The 20,933-nt window shown below is 75.0% G+C and carries 23 protein-coding genes and 1 pseudogene; 13 read left to right on the forward strand and 11 right to left on the reverse strand.

Annotated elements, in window-relative coordinates:
• Positions 1–7: 7 nt before the first annotated feature.
• The 4 genes and pseudogenes from fliD (ACU616_RS12545) to ACU616_RS12560 form a co-directional block, all read right to left on the reverse strand.
• Positions 8–418: a flagellar filament capping protein FliD gene (gene fliD / locus ACU616_RS12545; protein ID WP_446758792.1), complete on the reverse strand. Its 411-nt coding sequence runs from the start codon at positions 416–418 to the stop codon at positions 8–10.
• Between the two features lie 76 nt (positions 419–494).
• Positions 495–1,400 (reverse strand): annotated as a pseudogene (gene fliD, locus ACU616_RS12550) (flagellar filament capping protein FliD); the annotation flags it as partial.
• Between the two features lie 128 nt (positions 1,401–1,528).
• Positions 1,529–2,416: a flagellin N-terminal helical domain-containing protein gene (locus ACU616_RS12555; protein WP_446758793.1), complete on the reverse strand. Its 888-nt coding sequence runs from the start codon at positions 2,414–2,416 to the stop codon at positions 1,529–1,531.
• Between the two features lie 129 nt (positions 2,417–2,545).
• The gene (locus ACU616_RS12560) at positions 2,546–3,562 is read right to left on the reverse strand and encodes a sigma-70 family RNA polymerase sigma factor (RefSeq protein ID WP_446758794.1); all 1,017 of its coding nucleotides are present in this window, start codon (positions 3,560–3,562) and stop codon (positions 2,546–2,548) included.
• A gap of 160 nt (positions 3,563–3,722) precedes the next feature.
• Here ACU616_RS12560 and ACU616_RS12565 point away from each other — a divergent pair, with 160 nt between their 5' ends.
• From ACU616_RS12565 to ACU616_RS12610, 10 genes are all read left to right on the forward strand, one after another.
• Positions 3,723–4,217, forward strand: a complete 495-nt coding sequence (locus ACU616_RS12565) for a flagellar protein FlgN (protein WP_446758795.1) — start codon at positions 3,723–3,725, stop codon at positions 4,215–4,217.
• 72 nt (positions 4,218–4,289) lie between these two features.
• Positions 4,290–5,495, forward strand: coding sequence for a flagellar hook-associated protein FlgK (gene flgK, locus ACU616_RS12570; RefSeq protein ID WP_446758796.1), 1,206 nt, complete (start codon positions 4,290–4,292; stop codon positions 5,493–5,495).
• Complete coding sequence (locus ACU616_RS12575; RefSeq protein WP_446758797.1) at positions 5,489–5,722, forward strand: flagellar basal body rod C-terminal domain-containing protein; 234 nt, start codon at positions 5,489–5,491, stop codon at positions 5,720–5,722. Before flgK ends, ACU616_RS12575 begins: the two co-directional genes overlap by 7 nt.
• Before the next feature lie 5 nt (positions 5,723–5,727).
• Positions 5,728–6,630, forward strand: a complete 903-nt coding sequence (gene flgL / locus ACU616_RS12580; protein WP_446758798.1) for a flagellar hook-associated protein FlgL — start codon at positions 5,728–5,730, stop codon at positions 6,628–6,630.
• A complete protein-coding gene (gene fliW, locus ACU616_RS12585; RefSeq protein ID WP_446758799.1) occupies positions 6,627–7,031 on the forward strand; it encodes a flagellar assembly protein FliW in 405 nt (134 codons plus the stop codon). The genes flgL and fliW overlap by 4 nt, the downstream gene beginning before the upstream one ends.
• A gap of 86 nt (positions 7,032–7,117) precedes the next feature.
• Positions 7,118–7,450, forward strand: coding sequence for a carbon storage regulator CsrA (gene csrA, locus ACU616_RS12590; protein WP_446758800.1), 333 nt, complete (start codon positions 7,118–7,120; stop codon positions 7,448–7,450).
• A gap of 200 nt (positions 7,451–7,650) precedes the next feature.
• Positions 7,651–8,103, forward strand: a complete 453-nt coding sequence (locus ACU616_RS12595; RefSeq protein WP_446758801.1) for a hypothetical protein — start codon at positions 7,651–7,653, stop codon at positions 8,101–8,103.
• A gap of 43 nt (positions 8,104–8,146) precedes the next feature.
• The gene (locus tag ACU616_RS12600) at positions 8,147–9,238 is read left to right on the forward strand and encodes a flagellar biosynthesis protein FliA (protein WP_446758802.1); all 1,092 of its coding nucleotides are present in this window, start codon (positions 8,147–8,149) and stop codon (positions 9,236–9,238) included.
• 136 nt (positions 9,239–9,374) lie between these two features.
• Positions 9,375–9,719, forward strand: coding sequence for a hypothetical protein (locus ACU616_RS12605; RefSeq protein ID WP_446758803.1), 345 nt, complete (start codon positions 9,375–9,377; stop codon positions 9,717–9,719).
• Positions 9,716–10,480, forward strand: coding sequence for a hypothetical protein (locus tag ACU616_RS12610; protein ID WP_446758804.1), 765 nt, complete (start codon positions 9,716–9,718; stop codon positions 10,478–10,480). The genes ACU616_RS12605 and ACU616_RS12610 overlap by 4 nt, the downstream gene beginning before the upstream one ends.
• A 60-nt stretch (positions 10,481–10,540) precedes the next feature.
• Here ACU616_RS12610 and ACU616_RS12615 read toward each other — a convergent pair whose 3' ends face one another.
• The 4 genes from ACU616_RS12615 to ACU616_RS12630 form a co-directional block, all read right to left on the reverse strand.
• The gene (locus tag ACU616_RS12615; RefSeq protein ID WP_446758805.1) at positions 10,541–12,499 is read right to left on the reverse strand and encodes an NlpC/P60 family protein; all 1,959 of its coding nucleotides are present in this window, start codon (positions 12,497–12,499) and stop codon (positions 10,541–10,543) included.
• 184 nt (positions 12,500–12,683) lie between these two features.
• The gene (locus ACU616_RS12620; RefSeq protein WP_446758806.1) at positions 12,684–12,881 is read right to left on the reverse strand and encodes a hypothetical protein; all 198 of its coding nucleotides are present in this window, start codon (positions 12,879–12,881) and stop codon (positions 12,684–12,686) included.
• 11 nt (positions 12,882–12,892) lie between these two features.
• The gene (locus ACU616_RS12625) at positions 12,893–14,209 is read right to left on the reverse strand and encodes a citrate synthase (protein WP_446758807.1); all 1,317 of its coding nucleotides are present in this window, start codon (positions 14,207–14,209) and stop codon (positions 12,893–12,895) included.
• Between the two features lie 104 nt (positions 14,210–14,313).
• On the reverse strand, positions 14,314–15,708 hold the full coding sequence (locus tag ACU616_RS12630; protein ID WP_446758808.1) for a class II fumarate hydratase: 1,395 nt from the start codon (positions 15,706–15,708) through the stop codon (positions 14,314–14,316).
• A 156-nt stretch (positions 15,709–15,864) separates the two neighbouring features.
• Between ACU616_RS12630 and ACU616_RS12635 the strand changes: the two genes are divergently transcribed.
• Positions 15,865–16,473 carry a hypothetical protein gene (locus ACU616_RS12635; RefSeq protein ID WP_446758809.1) on the forward strand — a complete coding sequence of 203 codons (609 nt, stop codon included), beginning with the start codon at positions 15,865–15,867 and terminating at the stop codon, positions 16,471–16,473.
• A 58-nt stretch (positions 16,474–16,531) separates the two neighbouring features.
• Positions 16,532–17,536 carry a hypothetical protein gene (locus ACU616_RS12640; protein WP_446758810.1) on the forward strand — a complete coding sequence of 335 codons (1,005 nt, stop codon included), beginning with the start codon at positions 16,532–16,534 and terminating at the stop codon, positions 17,534–17,536.
• 73 nt (positions 17,537–17,609) lie between these two features.
• On the opposite strand, the gene glpX is transcribed toward ACU616_RS12640, so the two are convergent.
• Positions 17,610–18,689 (reverse strand): class II fructose-bisphosphatase, encoded by a 1,080-nt coding sequence (gene glpX, locus ACU616_RS12645; RefSeq protein WP_446758811.1) that lies wholly within the window; start codon positions 18,687–18,689, stop codon positions 17,610–17,612.
• A 68-nt stretch (positions 18,690–18,757) separates the two neighbouring features.
• Between glpX and ACU616_RS12650 the strand changes: the two genes are divergently transcribed.
• Positions 18,758–19,375, forward strand: coding sequence for a DUF4245 domain-containing protein (locus ACU616_RS12650; protein WP_446758812.1), 618 nt, complete (start codon positions 18,758–18,760; stop codon positions 19,373–19,375).
• A gap of 2 nt (positions 19,376–19,377) precedes the next feature.
• Here the strand turns inward: ACU616_RS12650 and ACU616_RS12655 are convergent, their stop codons facing one another.
• The gene (locus tag ACU616_RS12655; protein ID WP_446758813.1) at positions 19,378–19,629 is read right to left on the reverse strand and encodes an exodeoxyribonuclease VII small subunit; all 252 of its coding nucleotides are present in this window, start codon (positions 19,627–19,629) and stop codon (positions 19,378–19,380) included.
• Positions 19,626–20,885, reverse strand: a complete 1,260-nt coding sequence (xseA, locus tag ACU616_RS12660; protein ID WP_446758814.1) for an exodeoxyribonuclease VII large subunit — start codon at positions 20,883–20,885, stop codon at positions 19,626–19,628. Before xseA ends, ACU616_RS12655 begins: the two co-directional genes overlap by 4 nt.
• Between the last annotated feature and the right edge of the window lie 48 nt (positions 20,886–20,933).

Raw genomic sequence — 20,933 nt, forward strand, 5'->3', positions numbered from 1 at the left:
CGGGGGATCACGAGGACAGCGAGGACAGCTGGCCGGACAGCCAGGACGACTGTGACTTCAGGGAGCTCAGCGCGCTCTCCATGGCGGTGAACTGGCGCGACAGGGTCGCCTTGCGGGCGGCCAGCCGGAGGTCCCAGTCGTCGATGCGCGTCTGGATGTCCTTGGCCAGGGCGTCGCGGCCCTTGGCGAGCATGGTGACGGTGCCGGTGGTCGAGTTCGTCGCCGACTTGGCCAGCGACAGGAGCCGGTCGGCGATGCCGGCGACGGCCGGGACCGCCGTCCCGTCGGGGGCGGTCGAGGCGGGGGTGCCGCTGACCATGCGCTGGACGAGTTCCGGGTTGCTGGTCAGCGTGCTGGTGAACGTCGCCTTGTTGAAGGTGATCTTGCCGTCGCGGGTCAGCTGGAGGCCCAGCCGCACCGCGGACCCGTCGTCCGACGGCGGTCGAGACCGCCTGGAGCACGCGGCTGGTGAGGTCGGCCATGGCGCTGTCGCCGGTGAGCAGGTTCTTCGACGTGCTGCTGCTGGCGGTGTACTTGGTGATCTCGCCGAGCGCGGCGTTGGCCGCGTCGACCAGAGCCTGGACCTTGGTGGCCACGCTCTCGGGGTCGCTGCCCACGGTCACCGTGGTGGTGGTGGGGTCGACCTTCGACACGGTGACCGACACGCCGGACAGCAGGTTGTTGAAGGTGTTGGTCGACGATTGTGCCGTCAGGCCGTTGGTGAACTCGATCACGGCGTCGGTGCCGGGCGGATAGGGAGTGAAGGCCGAGCCGGCCGTGCCGGTCTCGGCGGCGCCGCGGAGCGTGAACTTCGAGGCTGCGCCGGTGCTGGTGCTGGTCACCTGGAGCCGGAACTGCTGGGGGCTGAGCTGGACGACGGTGGCTCGCAGTCCGTAGCTGCTGGCGTTGATGGCGGCCGCGGCGTCCGTGAGCGTGGCGTCGTCGGGCACGTTGATCGAGCCGACGACCGCACCTCTGGAGTCGAGCACCTGCATCGGCCACCCGGGGTCGGTGCCACCGGCGCTGGGGGAGCGCACGGCCGCGGTCGCCGAGCTCCACTCGAGGCGGCTGGTGAGGGTGTGCGCCGCCGCCAGCGCCGTCACCTTGAAGGTGGCGCTGCTGCCGTCGACCGCCGCGCTGGTGGCGCTGCTGGTGACGTCGGCGCTGCTGCTGGTCGCGGTGCGGGCGGCCGCCAGGCTGCTGGCGGTCAGCGCCTCGGCCGCGGTGCGCAGGGCGTCGAACCTGGTGTTGATCGACCGGTAGGCCGCGGCGGTGTTCTGGGTGGTGGTCAGCCGGGTCTTCAGCTGCGTCTGCGGCTGGGCCTCGATCTGCAGCAACGACGTGATGAGGCTGGTCGTGTCGAGCCCGGACACCAGGCCGTCGACGCTCATGCCTGCCATGGCGGATCTCCTCGGTGCCGGGACGGGTGGGGTGAACGGGTGCGGATGTGGAGTGAGGGGGGAGGCCCGGGGGCCTCCCCCCTCACCGGGGTGCTACTGGGTGGTGCTCAGGTGCTGCGGTGCGGTGATCAGCCGCGGAGCAGCTGCAGGACACCCTGCGAGCTGCTGTTGGCCTGGGCGAGCATCGCCGTGCCGGCCTGGGTGAGGATCTGGCTCCGGGAGAACTGCGTCATCTCCTGGGCCATGTCGGTGTCGCGGATCCGGCTCTCCGACGCCGACACGTTCTCGACGGCGACGTTGAGGTTGTTGATGGTGTGCTCGAACCGGTTCTGCTTGGCACCGAGGTTGGCGCGCACCGAGGAGACGCCCTTGATCGCCTTGTCGAGGGCGTCGATGGCGGCGTTGGCGCCGGCCTCGGTCTTGATGCCGTTGGCGAGGGCCGTCGAGTCGACCTTGAGGCCGGCGGCGTTGAGACCGGTGATGGTGCTGCCGTCGGCGGTGCCGCTGGCGGTGATGGTCGCCGTGGACAGGTCCACGTCGATCCGGTCGTTGGCCGTGTTGGCCGAGCCGACCTGGAAGGTGCCGGTGTAGGAGCCGTCGAGCAGCTTCTGCGAGCCGAACGCCGTGGTGCTGGCGATGCGGTCCAGCTCGCTCTGCAGCTCGGTGAACTCGACGTTGGCGGCGGCCTTGGCGGTGTTGTCCACCGAGCCGTCGTTGGACGCCTGCACCGCGAGGTCACGCATGCGCTGCAGGATGCTGTGGGTCTCGGTGAGGGCACCCTCAGCGGTCTGGACGACGCTGACGCCGTCCTGGGCGTTGCGGACGGCGACCTTCAGGCCACCCACCTGGGCGCGCAGGCCCTCGGAGATGGCCAGGCCCGCCGCGTCGTCGGCCGCACGGTTGATGCGCAGACCGCTGGACAGCTTCTCCAGCGACTTGCCCATCTGCGTGTCGGTGGCCGACAGGTTGCGGTAGGCGTTGATCGCCGCGATGTTCTGGTTGACGCGCAGACCCATGGTGATCCTCCTTGGACGGGGTCTTTCCCTGTTCCCGCTGCATCCGTGCTGCGGGGCTTGCAGATGGTGTTACGGCTGGGACGGGCCGGGTCTTGAGGCGAATCGGCGATCTTCTCCCGGATTTCTCACTCAGGCGGGTCGGGCCGCCCCGTAAGCCCGCTGCCAGGCCGCGCGGCGGGCGAGCGGGGCACCGACCGGGGGTGCGCCGACGGGAGGCGTGCTGGCCGGGGGCGTGTTGCGGTCGGGAGCGCCGCGGCCGGCGACCCGGTCGACGTAGAGGCGCTGCTGGTTGCGGGCGCGCACCCCGCCGTCGGCGGCCACCGCCCGGCCGTCCCACACCTCGCTCATCGCCGCGTGCAGCAGCGTCAGCGCCCGCGCGCGCATCTGCGAGACGCGGGAGAGCGTGACGCCGAGGTCGGTCGCGATGTCGGTCAGCGACTCACCGCCGAAGAAGTTGCGCTCCACGACCTCGTCGAGGCGGTCGGGCAGCGCCCGGATGGCGTCCTGCAGGTACCGCGAGCGCTCGCCGCGGAGCACCGCGCGCTCCGGGGACTCCCCGGGGTCGGGCAGGTCGAGCGGGCCGCCGTCGCCGCTCTCGGCGTCGATGCTCACCATGACCGCCCGGTGGACGTCGACCTGCAGCGCGTCGAGCTCGCCTCGGCGCATGCCCAGGCTCTCGGCGAGCTCCTCGCGCGTCGGCGGCCGGCCCAGGCGGATGGTCAGGGCGTCGGCGGCGGCGTCGGTGCGCCGGGCCGCGGCCCGCACCGACCGGCTCGCCCAGTCCCCGGAGCGCAGCTCGTCGAGGACGGCGCCCTGCAGGCGGGGGAGGGCGTAGGTGGCGAAGGTGGCCCCGGCCGACGGGTCGAAGCGGCGGGCGACCTCGACCAGCGCCAGCCGGGCGCAGGAGAGCAGGTCGTCGCGGCTGACGTGGCCGGGCAGCGAGATGCGCGACGCCACCGCGTTGACGGCGAAGGAGCACAGGGGCAGGTGCTCGGTGACGATCGCCTCGACGTCGGCCTCCGACCTCGCCGGCGCGGCGGGTGGGGCGTCCGCGCGCGGGGGAGCGCCGCGCAGGAGGGCGCTGCGCGGGGTGGCGGGGCGCAGGTGGGTGGGGCGCTCGGTCACCGGGAGGCGGGCTGCTGGCACGTCCTCCTCCTCGGCTGCCGCGCGGCCGGACCGCACCACCGGGGGAGGGCAACATCTGCCGATGCCGGGAACTCGGCTTGAGGGTCCTTCGCCCGCTGCCGATGGCCTGACCGCGAACAACGCCGGACGGGGACCGCCCGCCGGCAGGACGAGGGAGGCGGTGGCGGACGTGGACTTCCAGCACCTGTCGACGCTGCTGTGGCGGGAGCAGGAGCTGCTCGACCTGCTGCTGTTCAAGGCGGAGGAGAAGCAGTACCTCATCCTCTCGGGCAAGACCCGCTGGCTGGCGCGCATCGCCCACGAGATCGAGGTCGTGCTCGACCAGCTGCGCACGCTCGAGGTGGAGCGGGCCGTGGTCACCGAGTCGCTGGCGACCCGGCTCGGCGTCGGGGTGGACCCCTCGCTGCGCCAGCTCGCCGAGGTCGCCCCGGCGCCGTGGAACGACCTGCTGGCGCGCCACCACGAGGCGCTGCTCGTGCTGGTCACCGACCTGCGCAGCCTGTCCGACGCCAACCGCGAGCTGATCGAGGGTGGCCTGTCGGCCATCGGGGACGCGCTGCTCTCGGTGCGGACCCCGTCGGCCGGCACGTACGGCGCCACCGGCCGCTCGGAGTCCTCGGCGCACCGCGCCGTCACCCTGGACGGTGCCCTGTGACCGAGCTCTCGAGGTCACAGCAGGGGCCGGCGTGCTGCGAACGCAGTCGACGAGCGCCAGCGAGGAGTACAAGTGAGCGGGTTCAGCAGCCTCAACACGGCGACGACGGCGCTGTGGGCCGCCCAGCGCGGCCTCGACGTCACCGGCCAGAACGTCGCCAACGTCAACACCGAGGGGTACTCCCGGCAGCGGGTCGACCTGCAGGCCATGGGTGGCACCGCCGTCCCGGCGATCCACTCGGTGAGCAACGGGAGCGACGGCGGCGTCGCCGTCACCGGTGTCCGCCGCGTCCGCGACGCGTTCCTCGAGGCCCGCGGCCAGCTGGAGACGGCGAACACCGCCCGGCTGACGGCGGAGAACGCCGCGCTCGGCCAGGTCGAGGAGAACTTCCGCGAGCCCGGTGACAGCGGCATCCAGAGCATGCTCACCGACGTCTGGGCCGGCTTCAGCGACCTGGCGAACAACCCGCTCAAGCTCGCGCCGCGCAGCCAGGTGATGGAGCGCCTGGACACCCTGGCCGACGGCCTGCACACCACCCGGGCCGCCCTGGACCAGCAGTGGGACCAGACCCGCGACAGCCTCTCGGTGCTCGCCGCTGACGTGAACTCCACGGCCGGCACGATCGCCGAGCTCAACGCCTCGATCCGGCAGGCCTCGCTCAGCGGCCTGCCGGTCAACGAGCTCTCCGACCGGCGCGACACGCTGGTCATGCAGCTGGCGCAGTCCGTCGGCGCGACGGCGGTGCCGCGGGCCGACGGCGTCGTCGACGTGACCATCGGCGGGACGACGCTGGTCTCGGGCGGCACCGCCACCCGGGTCCGGCTGGCCGGTGCCGACAACCCGGACGGGGTCGGCACCGACGCCCCGCGCCTGGTCACCGACCCCGGGAACACCACCCTGCGCCCCGGCGGGACCGCCGCCGGGCAGCTGACCGCCCTGACCACCATCGTGCCCGGCTACCGCACGCAGCTCGACGCCTTCGCGCGGACGCTCGCCGGCAGCCTGAACGCCGCCCACGGCGCGGGGTACGACTCGACCGGCGCCCAGGGCGGGCCGCTGTTCGACGACGGCTCGGGCACCGACCCGGTCGACCTGACGGCGGTCACCGCCGCCAACCTCACCCTGCGGGTGACCGACCCGGCGCATATCGCCGCGGCGGCGACCTCGCCGACCGCGACCGGTGGCGTCGCGTCCGCCGACGGGCGCAACGCCGACGCCCTGTTCCGGCTCGCCTGGACCCCGCCGGCACCGACGCCGTCTACCGCAAGCTCGTGGTGAGCCTCGGCGTGGAGTCCTCGGTGGCCACCCGCAACCTCGAGGTGCAGACGGTGCTCTCCACCCAGGTGGACGCCGCGCGCGAGTCGGTCTCGGGGGTCAACCTCGACGAGGAGATGACCACCATGCTCTCGTTCCAGCACGCCTACAACGCGGCCGCCCGGATGATCACCACGATCGACGAGGCGCTGGACACCCTGATCAGCCGCACCGGCCTCGTGGGGCGGTGACCTGAGTGCGCATCACCCAGAAGGCCGTGACGCAGACCGCGCTGCAGGGCCTCAACAAGAACCTCTCCGACCTCGGCAAGCTGCAGCAGCAGCTCACCTCCGGGAAGATCGTCAGCAAGCCGTCGGACTCGCCGTCGGGCGTCAACCGGGCCATGCAGGTCCGGCAGGACCAGGCCGCCGCCGCCCAGCAGGCGCGGAACATCTCCGACGCCCAGGGGTGGATGGACTTCACCGACACCACGCTGCAGAGCATGGTCACGCAGGTGAACCGGGTCCGGGACCTGACCATCCAGGCGTCCAACGGCGGTGCGCTCTCCGAGAGCGGCCGGATCGCGATCGGCACCGAGGTCGCCGCCCTCCGGGAGAGCCTGCTGGGCCTGGCCAACCAGAGCGTCGACGGCCGGCCCCTCTTCGGCGGGATCACCCCGGGCGACACCGCCTACGACGCGACCGGGAAGTACACCGGCGTCGGCGGTGCCTACGGCATCCCGGTCGTGGGCGTCACCCGCCGGATCGCCGACGCCGAGGACGTCCGCATCGACGTCACCGGGCCCGAGGCGTTCGGCGACCCGTCCGGCACCGACCTGTTCGCGCTGGTCGGCCGGATCGCCTCGGACGTCGCCGGCGCCCCGGAGGCCCTCGGGGACGACCTGGGCGACCTCGACGTCGCGCTGGCACGGCTGCTGACCGCCGTCTCCTCGGTCGGTGCCCGTGCCGCGCGCGTGGACACCGCCGCCCAGACCAACACCGACCTGCAGCTGTCGCTCACCAAGCAGCTGGCCCTGGTCGAGGACGTCGACCTGCCGAAGACGATCATGCAGCTGCAGTTCCAGCAGACCGGCTACCAGGCCGCGCTGCAGGCGACCTCCCAGGTCGTGCAGCCCTCGCTCGTGGACTTCCTCCGATGACGCTCGCCCCGGTCGCCACGCTGCCCCTGCTCGGCATGGTGACCCCGCTGCCCGGCTTCCCGGAGTTCCGGGACTACGTGCTCGTCACCGCCGACGGCGACGGCCTGCTGTTCTGGCTGCAGTCCCTCGACGCCGGCGGCCCGCGGTTCCTGGCCGTCCCCCCGGACCGGTACTTCCCGGACTACGCGCCCGTCCTCCCGCGCGCCGTGCTCGCCGAGCTGGACCTGGACGACGCCGCCGACGCCCGGGTGTACTGCCTGGTGACCGTCCCGGCGGAGGGGCCGTCGGCGGCGACGGCCAACCTGCGCGCGCCGATCGTGGTCAACCCGGCCAACTGGCGGGCCACCCAGGTGGTCCTGCCCGACAGCCGTCATCCGATCCGGCGCCTGCTGCGCCGATAGGGGAGGAGAGGGCGGCACACGCCGCCACCGCCCGCTCCGGCGGGCACCGCCACGGAGGCCGAACACACACCCATGGAGGGGTACCCGTGCTCACACTGACCCGCAGCGTCGGCGAGACGATCCGCATCGGCGACGACATCGAGGTGCACGTCGTCGAGGTCCGCGGCGGCACCGTCCGCCTCGGCTTCAAGGCCCCCCGCGAGGTGACCATCCACCGCGAGGAGGTCTACCGGCAGATCGCCGAGGCCAACCTGCTCGCCGCCCAGGTCACCGCCGACACGCTGGGCGCGCTCGCGGCGTTCGCCCCGGCGGCCGGCACCGCCCCTGCCACGCCCGCCGGGGACGCCACGAGCCCGGTCGCCCCGGCCGTGCCGGCGGAGCAGGCCGGCGAGGGCTCGCCGGAGGCGGCCGCGGGCTGACGACTCGCCACGGACGGCGGGTCCGCGGCTCGGCAACTCTCGCCGTGGCGCGGATCCGCCCGACCGGCCGGCACACCTCCTCGGGCAAGACCTGACGAAGGTCGGCCCCGAGATTGCGCAGGGCACGGCGAGTTATGTGCCCGTCACTGTCCGCTCATCCGCCAGAGTTGTCCCCAAGCACGTCACAGGGGGCGATCAGGATGCGACAGAGCGTTGCAGCAAGCACGGACCAGCTGGCCGAGGCCGTTGCCGGGCCGGAGGCCGAGACCGTCGTCGTGCACGTCCAGCTGCGGCCGCGGCGCGGGTCGACCCGGCGCTGCCTCGCCGAGCTGGCCGCGCTGGCCGCCGTGCACCCCGAGGTCGGCTTCGCCGTCAGCGGACTGGGCAAGGACGAGCGCGTCGTCCGCGTGACCGTGGGCGTCGAGCTCGGTCCCCGCGAGGCCATCGCGCGCTTCTCCCCGCAGGCCCAGGCCGCCTACGCCTTCGTCAGCGACCTGTTCACGGTCCTCTACGACCACATGCCGGTCTACGCCGCCGAGCCCCGTGCCGCCGAGCGCGCCGCCGCCGCGGTCCTCATGGGCGCCGACGACGACGCCGCCCCGCTCCCCGCGCCCCGCCGTCCGCAGGCGGGCGAGCGCGTCCTCGCCTCCTGAGCAGCCCGGCTGTCGTCCTGCCCGCGAACGTCCTGGAGTCCCGGTGAACCAGCCCGCCCCCGCCCCGTCCTCCGACGCCACCCCCGTCCGCGCGCCGCTCGTCTTCGGCGGCGTCCCCGAGGCCGAGGGCTTCGCGCGGACGCCGATCACCCCCCGCGACCGGGTGCACTTCCGGGTCGACCGCGAGCTGCCGCTGGGACGCTTCCGCGCCGACCTGCCCGACGGCGTCACCGTCAGCCACGACGAGGGCGAGGGCCTGTACCGGGTCGACGGCCCGTGCGGCCAGGGCCCGCTGCTCGCCGACTGGATCCGCGCCTGGTGCGCCGAGCAGGGCTGCACCACCGTGGGGCTGCGCGCGGAGGCCGACGTCCGCCGCCGCGCGCCGCGCGACCTGCCGCCGGCCTTCCTCGACGAGCTGTGCCGGCACTACCTGCCGGTCAGCCTCAAGCGGCTGCAGCGCAACATGAGCACCATCCGGCTGCACCTGCCCGACCCCGACGACCTGGGGCAGCAGGTGGCCGAGTGGATCCTCAAGGCCGTCGGCCAGTACGACGAGACCAAGGGCGTCCCGTTCGGGGCCTTCCTCGCCACCCAGCTGTCCAAGTGGGTGCACGACCTGGGCCGCAACGCCCACGGCCGGACGGCGGCCGACACGGAGAACCGCCAGCAGAAGGCGGTCGCCGCCTTCCAGGCCGAGCACCAGCGGCGGCCGACCGAGCGGGAGCTGGCCGCCTTCATGGGGCAGAGCGTGGCCACGCTGCGCCGCAACTCCCAGACCGTCGCCACCCTCAACTCGCTGCGCAACCTGCAGTCGCTCGACGGCGGGCCGGACGCCACCGAGGTGCTCCTGCCCGACTCCGACGAGGCGCCCGACCAGATCATGGACGAGGCCGAGCAGACCCTGCTGTCGCACGCGCTCACCGCCGCCTGCGCGCCGGACCCGACGGCCGCCCGCGGCCAGCGGGCCGCCCAGCCCAACGTCCTCGGCTGGGCCACCTGGTACCTGACCACCTGGGGCGGGCAGACCAAGACGCAGGTCTCGACGGAGCTGGGCACCTCGGTGCGCAACATGAACGTGCACGCCGACCGGGTCGAGCGGGCCCTCAAGGACCGGCTCACCGAGCTCAGCGAGTAGCCGACGGGGACGGTGTGGCGACGCCGGGTCGAACCCGGCCCGCACCTGCCGATAGGGAGGGTGGAACCGCGAGACCCGCCCGCGCCGCCGGCGCCGGGGGACCGCGACCGCAGAGCCGTCCGGGGGGAGGTGCACGGTGAGCGTCCTGCCCGCGGGCGACCCCACCGCCGCCGTCCTGCTGCCGCACTGGCTGTCGGCGGACGACCGCGCCGCCCTGGCCGACGTCGTCCGCGCCGCCCTCACCGACCCCGGGGTGCACCCGGTCGCCGCCGTCCACCTCGCCGACGTGCTCACCGAGCTGCACGTCGCCGCCGCCCGGGACGCCGTCTGGCCGGCCCCGGCCGCGCGCGTGCGCCGGGTGACCGGCTGGGCCGACGACGTGCTGCCGGTGCGCCTGTCGGCGGCCGAGCTCGACAGCGTCCTGACCGTGGCCGCGCTGCCGGCACCGCTGCGCGCCGTCCTCGGCGGGCGCCGCCCGTGACCACCGCGCGCGCCGGCCGGTCCCGCGCCGGCCTCCTGCAGCGGCTGCGGCCCGCGCCGGTCAGCGCCGCGCAGGTGCACGCCGCGGCCGCCGCGGTGCTGCCGGGCCTGGCGACCGGCGGGCTGCGCGCCGCCGTCGTCCGCGACCCCTCCCGCGGCCCGGTCCTGGTCCTCGCCGAGGGCGAGCGCCGCGTGCGCACCGCGCTGGTCGACCTCGCCGAGGACATGACCGACGCCGGCGTGGTGCCCGACGCCGCCGGGGTCGCCGCCGCGCTCACCGACTGGGTCGCTGCCCGCCCGGTTCCCGATGCCGCGGCCGCCGCGTCCGGCGTCGCCGTCCTCGACTGGACCGACGCCACCTGCACCGCCGTCGGCTGGCAGGTCGTCGTCCGCCGGGGCGAGCGCGCCGTCGCCTGGACGCCGTCAGAGCGCGCCGACGCCGCGGTCGTCGCCCGCACCCGCGCCACCGCGGCCGCCCGCGCCGCCGACACCGGAGGGGTGCTGCGGGTGGAGGGCCCGGTGGCGCTGTGGTCGCACCCCGGCGCTCCGGTCCTCGCCTCGGCCGCCCTCGCTGATCCCGCCCGGCTGCTCGAGCGGATCGCCGACGCCGGCCTGCGGCTGCCGGAGCCGCACGTGGTGGTCACCCCGGTGCGGCCGCTGGCCTGCGCTTCGGCCGCCGTGGCCGCCCGGCTGGCCGGCGAGACCGGGGAGTCCTGCGTCCGCCTGCCCTGGTCCGCCCTCCCGGGCCTCCGCTGGCTCTGAGGCCCCTCTGCAGGGTCCCGCCGCGAGCTCGCGAGCGGTGGGGGGCAGAGGGGTCCTTTCTCACGTGAGCGTGCCGTACTCCCAGTGCCAGGGCTCGGGCTTCTCGCCGCCGGGCCGGGCCCAGTCGGGGTTGAGGAACCCGAACGCGGCGGCGTGCTGGGTCATCCAGGTCCACTGCGGCGTGCCCGCGACGTTGACGCCACCGCAGAGGTCCACCGCCAGCGCCCAGCCGTGGTTCGACGTCCCCGGCACCGCGGCCAGCGCCGGCTTGCGGCGGGCGGCGTCGACCTGCGCGGCCATCGACCGGTAGGAGTCGGTGATGCACAGCGGGGAGCCGAAGGCCGCCTGGTAGGCCTGCGCCAGCGCCGCGTAGCCGGCGGCCGCGTCGCAGCGCAGCGCGTGGCCGCGGGCGATCGGGCACAGCGCCGACGCGGGGATCCGCCCGTTGGCGTACCCGCCCCAGGCGGGGCTGACCGGCCCGGCCGGCGCCGGCGGCGCACCGCAGGCACCACGACCGGACGCCGAGGCGGGCAGCGGCGCGTTCGGCTCGGCCGGGGCCGGGAGGGTCACCCGGACGGCACGGGCGTCGTCCGGCAGCGACCGGACGCCGACCTGGTAGGTGGCCGCCGAGGCGCCGAGCACGTCGCCCGCACCGAGCCAGATGCCGACGTCGGCACCGCCGTCGGAGACCACCAGGTCGCCGACCTGCAGCTGCGCGGCGGGCACGACGGTGGCGGCGGCCCACTGCTCGGCGGCGGTGGCCGGGAGCGCGTAGCCGCCCAGCAGCCAGGAGGCGGCGACGAGCCCCCCGCAGTCGTAGGTGTCGGGACCGGCGGCACCCGGGACGTAGGGGTGGCCCAGCTGCGACAGGGCGCTGCTGACGGCGGCCACGGTCTCGGCCGGCAGCACGGTCACCGGGCGGTTGCCGGCGACGGCCCACGCGACGCCCGGCACGGCCTGGCCGGCGGCGTCCAGCGCGGGGGAGAGGCCCTCGGGCAGCGCCGCGGGGTCGGCGAGGTCGGCGGCCGACGGCGGCTCGATCCCGGCGGTGGCCAGGTCGGTGAGGTAGCCCTGCCAGCGCTGCAGCGCAGCGGTGTTGCGCGCCTGCTGCTCGCCCGCGGCCGGGACGGTGCCGAGTGCGGCCAGCTGCCCCGCGACGTCCAGGCCGAGGTCGCCGACGGTCGCGCGGACGCCGGCCAGCAGGCCGCGGGCCTGCGCGGTGGCGGCGTCGACGGCGTCCTGGGCGGCGGCCACCCGGGTGGCGGCGGTCCGCACGACGAGCGCGGCGCGCTCGGCGCGGGCGATCGACGCCTCCCGGTCGCCGGCGGCCCGGTCGGCCAGCGCCTGCCGGTACAGGACGTCGGCGGTCGTGCCGGGCGCCGTGGCGTCCAGGCCGAGCACCGGCATCCGCGTGGTGGCCGAGGCGCGGTAGAGGTCGGCCGCGGCGGCGCCGACGGAGACCTGCTCGGCGGCCACGGCCGCGCGTGCGGCCTGCTCGGCGGCCAGCGCCTGCTGCAGGTCGGCGCGCCGTGCGGCGATCTCCGTCTGCAGCCGCCGGTAGGTGTCGGCGTCCTGCAGCAGCGTGCTCCGGGCGGCCAGCGCGAGCCCGGAGGGGTCGCCGGGCACGGTGGCCGCGCCGGGGGCGGAGGTGGTGGGCGCGAGCAGCCCGGTGACGACCGGCACGAGCAGGACGGCCAGGCAGACGACGAGCAGCCGGGTGCGCCAGGGCCCGCGCTCGCCGGTGCGGCGCGGCGCGGCGGGGCGGGCGGCGGGACGGCGGCGGGCGGGGGGCCGCCTGCGGCCGGCGGCCTTCTTCCGCGCGGCGGGCCGGGTGGTGCGCGTGCCGGGACGGGGCGTGCCCGGCCGGCCGGCGGCACCGGTGCCCGCGGCGCCGGCGGCGGCGCGCGCCGCGAGCAGGGCGCGCAGCGCCTCGGCCTCGCGGGCGGTCAGCTGCTGGTTCGGGACGGGGCGGCCGGCCGACGGCGTGCGCGGGAGGGTGGTCGTGCGTGGTGCGGGCACGGCGGGTCCCCCGGGGCGTCTCGACGGGCGTGGTCGGCTCCGCGGCGGGATGCCGTGGAGCGCTCAGCCGTCTGATCGACGCGGCGGGGGACCCGGAGGAGGGAGGGGGGAGGCGGTCTCACCCCTCCGGGGGAGGGCAGGCCCCCGCCCGCGTGCGCGGGGCGGGAGCAGGTGACGGGGGCGGTCAGCGGTCGGGGGGCCACCAGGCGCCGTGGCGGGGGACCAGCGGGATGCGGTGCTCGGCGCCGTCCTCGGTGGAGACGACGAGCTCGACGCCGGTGATAACCACCGGGCGGTCGTCGTCGCCGCGCAGCAGCCGCCCGGTCGCCAACGGCAACGGTGGCAGGACCAGGGCGTCCTCGCCGGGCGGCTCGCTGCCCATCGCCGCCCGGGTCAGCGCTCGGCGAGCGGGACGAAGGCCCGCTCGGTCTCGCCGGTGTAGACCTGCCGCGGCCGGCCGATCTTGGTGGCCGGGTCGTCGATCATCTCCCGCCACTGGGCGATCCACCCGGGCAGCCGGCCGAGGGCGAACAGCACGGTGAACATCCGGGTCGGGAAGCCCATCGCCCGGTAGATCAGCCCGGTGTAGAAGTCGACGTTCGGGTAGAGCTTGCGCTCGACGAAGTAGTCGTCCGACAGCGCGATCTCCTCGAGTTGCTGGGCCAGGTCCAGCAGCTGGTTGTTGCCGCCCAGCTTGGCGAGCACCTGGTCGGCCGTCTTCTTCACGATCGCCGCGCGCGGGTCGTAGTTCTTGTAGACCCGGTGGCCGAAGCCCATGAGCTTGACGCCGGGCTCCTTCTTCTTGACCCGCTCGACGAACGCCGGGATGTCGCCGCCCTCGCGCTGGATCGACTCCAGCATCTCCAGCACCGACTGGTTGGCCCCGCCGTGCAGCGGGCCGAACAGGGCGTTGATGCCTGCCGAGACCGAGGCGAAGAGGTTGGCGTGCGAGGAGCCCACCAGCCGCACCGTCGACGTCGAGCAGTTCTGCTCGTGGTCGGCGTGCAGGACGAACAGCATGTCGAGCGCGGCGGCGAGCTCGGGGTCGACCTCGTAGGGCTCGGCGGGGAAGCCGAAGGTCATCCGCAGGAAGTTCTCCACCAGGCCCAGCGAGTTGTCCGGGTAGAGGAACGGCTGGCCGACGGACTTCTTGTACGCGTAGGCGGCGATGGTCGGCAGCTTGGCCAGCAGCCGCACCGTGGAGATCTCCACGTGGCGCTCGTCGAAGGGGTCCAGGGAGTCCTGGTAGAAGGTCGAGAGGGCACTGACCGCCGAGGAGAGCACCGGCATCGGGTGCGCGTCGCGCGGGAAGCCCTTGAAGAACTGCTTGAGGTCCTCGTGCAGCAGGGTGTGCCGGCGCAGCCGGTCGTCGAACTCGCCCATCTGGTCGGCGGTGGGCAGCTCGCCGTAGATGAGCAGGTAGCTCACCTCGAGGAAGCTGGCCGTGCCGGCGAGTGCGTCGATCGGGTAGCCGCGGTAGCGCAGGATCCCGGCGTCGCCGTCGATGTAGGTGATCGCCGAGGTGCACGCCGCGGTGTTGACGAAGCCGATGTCGAGGGCCACCTGACCCGTCGTCGCCAGCAGCTTGGAGACGTCGAGGCCGGCGGACCCCTCCGTGGCCGGCACCACGCGCAGCGGGAGCTCACCTCCCGGGTGCCGGAGGGATACCTCGGGGGTGGTGTCGGCTCGGCTGCCAGCTGTCTCGGTCATCGTGGCCCGACGCTACTGGCGTCGGGCCGTGGAGACGACAGGGAGCCGCCTGCCGGGAGGGGTGGACCCGGGGGCCGCGGCCGCGCCGGGTCCACCCCCACCGGTCACGGGTGGGTCATGGAGAGGACGTCGAGGGCCTCGTCGAGCTGCTGCTCGGTGAGCTTCCCCTGCTCGACGTAACCGCGCTCCACCACGACCTGGCGGATCGTCTTCTGCTCGGCCAGCGACTGCTTGGCCACCTTCGCCGCCTCCTCGTAGCCGATGTACTTGTTCAGCGGCGTGACGATCGAGGGCGAGGACTCGGCGTAGGTCCGGCACTGGTCGACGTTGGCCACGATCCCGTCGACGCAGCGGTCGGCCAGGATCCGGCTGACGTTGGCCAGCAGCCGGATCGACTCGAGCACGTTGCGGGCCATGAGCGGCAGCGTCACGTTGAGCTCGAAGACGCCGGTCGTGCCGGCGTACGTGACGGCGGCGTCGTTGCCGATCACCTGGGCGGCCACCTGGATGACCGCCTCGGGGATCACCGGGTTCACCTTGCCCGGCATGATCGAGCTGCCCGGCTGCAGGTCGGGCAGCTGGATCTCGCCCAGCCCGGTGCGCGGGCCCGAGCCCATCCACCGCAGGTCGTTGGCGATCTTCACCAGACCGACGGCGATGGTCTTGAGCTGGCCCGAGCCCTCGACGAGCGAGTCGCGCGAGCTCTGCGCCTCGAAGTGGTCGCGCGCCTCGGTCAGCGGCAGGTCCAGCTCGGCGGCGAGCCGCTCGATGATGGCGGCGGCGAACCCGGGCGGGGTGTTGATGCCGGTGCCCACCGCGGTGCCACCCAGCGGCAGCTCGCCGACGCGGGGCAGCGAGGCCTGCAGCCGCTCGACGCCGTAGCGCACGGCGGCCGCGTAGCCGCCGAACTCCTGCCCGAGGGTGACCGGGGTGGCGTCCATCAGGTGGGTGCGGCCGCTCTTCACGACCTCGGCGAACTCCGCCGCCTTGCGCGACAGCGAGGCCTCGAGGTGCTGCAGCGCCGGGACCAGGTCGCGGACGATCGCCCGGGTGGCCGCGACGTGGATGGCCGAGGGGAAGACGTCGTTGGACGACTGCGAGGCGTTGACGTGGTCGTTCGGGTGCACCGGCCGGCCCAGCGCCTCGGTGGCCAGGCTGGCGACGACCTCGTTGGTGTTCATGTTGCTCGACGTGCCCGAGCCGGTCTGGAAGACGTCGATGGGGAAGTGCTCGTCCCACGTGCCGGAGGCCACCTCGGCGGCGGCGTCGGCGACCGCCTGCGCGACGTCGCCGTCGAGGACGCCGAGGTCGGCGTTCACCCGGGCGGCCGCGCCCTTGATGGCGGCCAGGGCGGCGATGAGCTCGCGCTCGATGGGTGTGCCGGAGATGGGGAAGTTCTCGACGGCACGCTGCGTCTGCGCCCGCCACTTGGCCCATGCGGGAACGCGGACCTCCCCCATGGAGTCGTGCTCGATGCGGTAGTCCTGCTCGGTGGCCACGCTGCGCTCCCGTGTGGTGTCGGTGGGATCAGTGCTGCACGCGTGACCTTAGGAGGGCCCCGTCCTCCCCACTCCCCGCAGCCCGGTGCGGGACCCGGGATGGGGCCGGTCGAGCCGTTAACGTGCGCCGGACGCTCCCCGTCCCGAGGAGGACCCGTGTCCCACCCGTCACCCGCGGGCGGCCCCGCTCCCGTCCCGCCGACCTGGGACGCACCGACCTGGAGCGCGCCGCCCTGGGCGCCGCCCTCGGCCGGTGCCGCACCCACCGGCGGCTGGACGCCGTGGGGGACGTGGGACCCCACCGCCGGTGCTCCCCGTCCCGCCCCGGCGGTGCCGCCGCCGACGGTCCCCGCGGGCCGTCCGCTGCGGACCGTCCTCGCCGCCACCGGCATCGGGGTGGCCGGCCTGGTGCTGGCGGCCGTCCTCGGTGCGCTGGTGCTCACCACCGCGGCCGACGACGTGGGGCGGGCGATCGGCGAGGGCGTGAGCGCGTCGGTTCCCGAGGACCTGGGGTGGTACACCGACCCGTACGCGACGGGCGGGGCCCTGGGGCCCGTCGAGCAGTCCGACCCCGTGCCGCCCGGCGACCTCGGCTCGGACCCGGTGCTCGACGGCTACGCGCAGAGCTGCTTCGACGGTGACCTGCAGGCCTGCGACGACCTCTTCGCCGAATCCGCGCCGCTGTCGGCCTACGAGGAGTACGCCACCACCTGCGGCGGCCGGGTCAAGGCCTACGACGTCCCCTTCTGCGCCGACCTCGACTGAGGAGCCCTCCGGGGACTCCGGGGGGCGACCCGTCGCCCGCGGGCGCCTCGGCGGCGCCGTGACCTCGCCGTGCTTCTCGTCGCTGCCGCCCGCACCTAGCCTGTCCTGCGCACACGACCAGCGAGGAGTCCGCCCGTCATGTCCCAGCCGCCGTACTCGCCCCAGGGCGACGACGACCCCTCGGGCCGCCAGCCCGGGCAGTCCGGCTGGGGCCGGTCCGACGACCCCACCCCGCAGTCCGGCCAGCCGGCGCCCCCCCGCCTCGCCGTTCCCGCCGGGCCAGTACGGCCCGCCCGGCGCGGAGCGGGACCGGACCGCGCCGATCGGCCGGTCCGGCCACGACCCGCAGCCGGAGTACGGCCAGTCCCCGTACGGCCAGCCGCAGTACGGGCAACCCCAGTACGGGCAAGCCCAGTACGGGCAACCCCAGTACGGGCAACCCCAGTACGGGCAGCAGTACGGCCAGCCGGGCGCGTACGACCCGCAGCAGTACGGGCAGCAGCAGTACGCACCTCAGTACGGGCAGCCGCAGTACGGGCAGCCGGGCGGGTACGACCCGCAGCAGTACGGGCAGCAGCAGTACGCCCAGCAGCAGTACGCGCAGCAGTACGGCCAGCCGGGCTACGCCCCGCCGCAGCAGCCGGGCAGCAAGCGCAACCTGGTCGTCGCGCTGACCGTCGGCGGCGTGCTGCTGCTCGCCGGGCTCGCCGTCGGCCTGTTCTTCCTCCTGCGCGGCGACGACGGTGGGACGACGGTCGCCGACCCGTCCACCTCGAGCAGCTCGTCGTCGCGCCCGCCGTCGTCGAGCACCCCGCCGTCCCCGGGCTCGACCACCTCCGCGCCCGGAGGTGTCCCCCCGGCGACCATCCCGCCCACCGGTCTCGGGTCGGATCCGGTCCTCGATGCCCAGGCCCAGGACTGCTACGACGGGGACATGGCGGCGTGCGACGACCTGTACTTCGCCGCCGACGTCGATTCCGCGTACGAGAGCTACGCCGACACGTGCGCCGGCCGGCAGCCGGAGGGGACCGGGCAGCTCTGCACCGTCACCTTCCCGGAGTGATCCGCCCGGGACCGACGTGGTCCGGTGCGCGGCCCGGGGTCCGGCCGCCTCCTGACACCGGCGTCGAGGTGGCTCAGCCCTCGGCGTCGGCGTCGGGGTCGGAGCGGTCGAAGGGCACCGCGGAGTAGGCGCGCAGCTTCTCCAGCGAGTGCAGGCTGTCGATCGAGCGGATGGTGCCCGAGCGCGAGCGCATGACCAGCGACTGGGTGGTGCAGCCGCCGGCGCGGTACTGCACGCCGCGCAGCAGCTCGCCGTCGGTGATGCCGGTGGCCACGAAGAAGACGTCGCCGCGGACGAGGTCGTCGATCTGCAGGACCCGGTCGAGGTCGTGGCCGGCGTCGAGGGCCTTCTGCCGCTCCTCGTCGTCCTTGGGCCACAGCCGGCCCTGCAGCGCACCGCCCAGGCACTTGAGCGCGCAGGCGGCGATGATCCCCTCCGGGGTGCCGCCGATGCCCATGAGCAGGTCGACGCCGGTGCCCTCGCGGGCGGCGGCGATCGCGCCGGCGACGTCGCCGTCGGTGATGAACTTGATCCGCGCACCGGCCTCGCGGACCTCGTGCACGAGCTGCTCGTGCCGCGGCCGGTCGAGGATGCACACCGTGACGTCGTCGACCCGGCCGCGCTTGGCCTTGGCCACCCGGCGGATGTTCTCCGCGACCGGCGCGGTGATGTCGACGACGTCGGCGGCGGCCGGCCCGGTGGCGATCTTCTCCATGTAGAACACGGCCGACGGGTCGTACATGGCGCCGCGGTCGGCCACCGCCATGACCGCGATCGCGTTGGGCATGCCCTTGGCCATCAGCGTCGTGCCGTCGACCGGGTCGACGGCGACGTCGCACTCCGGGCCGTTGCCGTCGCCGACCTGCTCGCCGTTGAACAGCATCGGCGCCTGGTCCTTCTCGCCCTCGCCGATGACGACGACGCCCCGCATGCTCACCGTGCCGATGAGGGCGCGCATGGCGTCGACCGCCGCACCGTCGCCGCCGTTCTTGTCGCCCCGGCCCACCCAGCGGCCGGCGGCCATCGCCCCGGCCTCGGTGACCCGGACCAGCTCCAGGGCGAGGTTGCGGTCGGGCGCGGGGCGGTCGGCGCGGAAGCTGCTGCTGGTGTGCGTGCTCGCCGTCAGCGGGCCGTCGGGGACGGGAAGGGTCACGGGACCTCCTGGTCGGCCCCCGGCGCCGGCGCGGCGGGGTGGGGGAGCGGTGCTGCGATCCTAGGGGTATGAGCACTCCCGGTCCGCCGAGCGAGCAGGTGCAGCAGCCGGCCGACGAGCAGCCGCCGCCCCCGACGTCCGCGGTCGAGCGGGCCAACCGGATGAGCGCGGCCAACATGATCCGGTCGCTGCTGCCGCTGGTGGTCATCTGCCTGCTGGTCGTCGGCTGGATCGCGTTCCGGCAGAGCGGCGCGGACCCGGTCCGCCCGATCGACCCCACCAGCACCGTGCAGCTGGCCGCCGCGCGCGCGAGCTACACGGTGCAGGTGCCCGCGGGGCTGCCCGACGGCTACCGGCCGACCAGCGCGCGCACCGACGCCGGGGACGCCGTCGAGGGCGCCCCGGTCACGCTCGAGATCGGTTACGTGACGCCGTCGACGCAGTACGCCGGCTACGTCGTCAGCGACGACCCGGGAGCCGACGCGCTCACCGCGGTGCTCGACGGGGCCGAGGCCGACGGCAGCGTGCAGCTGGCGGGGGAGGAGTGGACCCGCGCGACCAGCACGCGCGGTGAGACGGTCCTGTCCCGGGAGGACGGCGGGGTCACCCTGCTGGTCACCGGGTCGGCCGACGACGACGAGCTGGAGACCGTGGCCGGCGCCGTGGCGCCGGTCGCGGTCGGCTGAGCTCAGCCCGGCTGGTCCCCCGGGGCGGCCGCGGCCAGGCGCTCGCGGGCGCGGTCGAGCCAGTGCTGGCACAGCTCCGCCAGCGCCTCGCCGCGCTCCCACAGCCCGAGTGACTCCTCGAGGGTCAGGCCGCCGGCCTCGAGCCGGCGCACCACCTCGGCCAGCTCCTCGCGCGCCTGCTCGTAGGTCTGCGTCGGCTGGGCCTCGGACGTCGACTCGGACGTCGACTCGGGCGTCGGCTCGGGCGTGCTCACGGCTGCCCATCCTGCCCGCGGGGGTCGGCCGGGTCGGCGGCGCCCGCACCCCCGTCGACGCGCACCGGCAGCCGCCCGCCGGACACGCGCACCGACAGCCGCTCGTCGTCGCCGACCTCCGCCGGGTCGCGGACCAGCGCGCCGTCGGCCCGCTGCACGAGGGCGTAGCCGCGCTCCAGCGTGGCCTGGGGGGAGAGGGCCGAGACCCGGGCGCGGGCGTGCTCGAGGTCGCGCTCGGCGCTCTCGACCCGGTGGGTGAGCGTGCGCCGGGCCCGGTCGCGCAGCGCGGCGACGTCGTCGGCCCGGCCGTGCAGCAGCCGCTGGGGGTCGGCGAGCACCGGCCGGCTGCGCACGCCCTCCAGCCAGCGGTCCTGCTGGTCGAGCCGCATGGTGAGGACGTGCCGGGCGCGGGCGCGCAGCCCGTCGACCAGCCGCCGCTGCTCGCCGATCTCGGGCACCACCCGGTGCGCGGCGTCGGTGGGGGTGGCGGCGCGCACGTCGGCGACGTGGTCGACCAGCGTGGTGTCGGTCTCGTGGCCGACGGCGGTGACCACCGGCGTGCGGCAGGCGGCGATCGCGCGCACGAGTCCCTCGTCGGAGAAGGGCAGCAGGTCCTCGACCGAGCCGCCGCCGCGGGCGACGACGATCACCTCGACCTCCGGGTCACGGTCGAGGCGCTGCAGCCCGTCGATGACCGACGCGGCGGCGTTCACCCCCTGCACCAGGCTGTGGTGGACGGCGAAGCGGACCGCCGGCCAGCGCCGGCGGGCGGTGACCAGCACGTCGCGCTCGGCGGCGGAGTCCTTGCCGGTGACCAGGCCGACGACGGCCGGAGCGAAGGGCAGCGGGCGCTTGCGGGTGGCGTCGAAGAGCCCCTCGGCGGCCAGCAGGCGGCGGATCCGCTCGATGCGGGCCAGCAGCTCGCCGAGCCCGACGGCGCGGATCTCGGTGGCGCGCAGCGAGAAGGAGCCGCGGGCGACGTAGTAGTCGGGCCGGGCCCGCACGATCACGCGGGCGCCCTCGGTGAGCTCCAGGCCCGGCCGGTCGGCGACGTCGCGGGCGCAGGTGACCGGCACCGAGAGGTCGGCGGCCGGGTCGCGCAGGGTGAGGAAGACCGTCGCCGCGCCGCTGCGCCGGTTCAGCTGGGCGACCTGCCCCTCGACCCAGACCTCGCCGAGCCGGCCGATCCACTCGGCGACCTTGCGGGCCACCGTGCGCACCGGCCAGGGCGCGTCGGGGGAGGACGGGGCGGTCATGCCCCGAGCGTGCCAGGGGCCACCGACGGCAGCGGCCCGGGCCCTGAC

The sequence above is a fragment of the Geodermatophilus sp. URMC 62 genome (assembly GCF_052931475.1).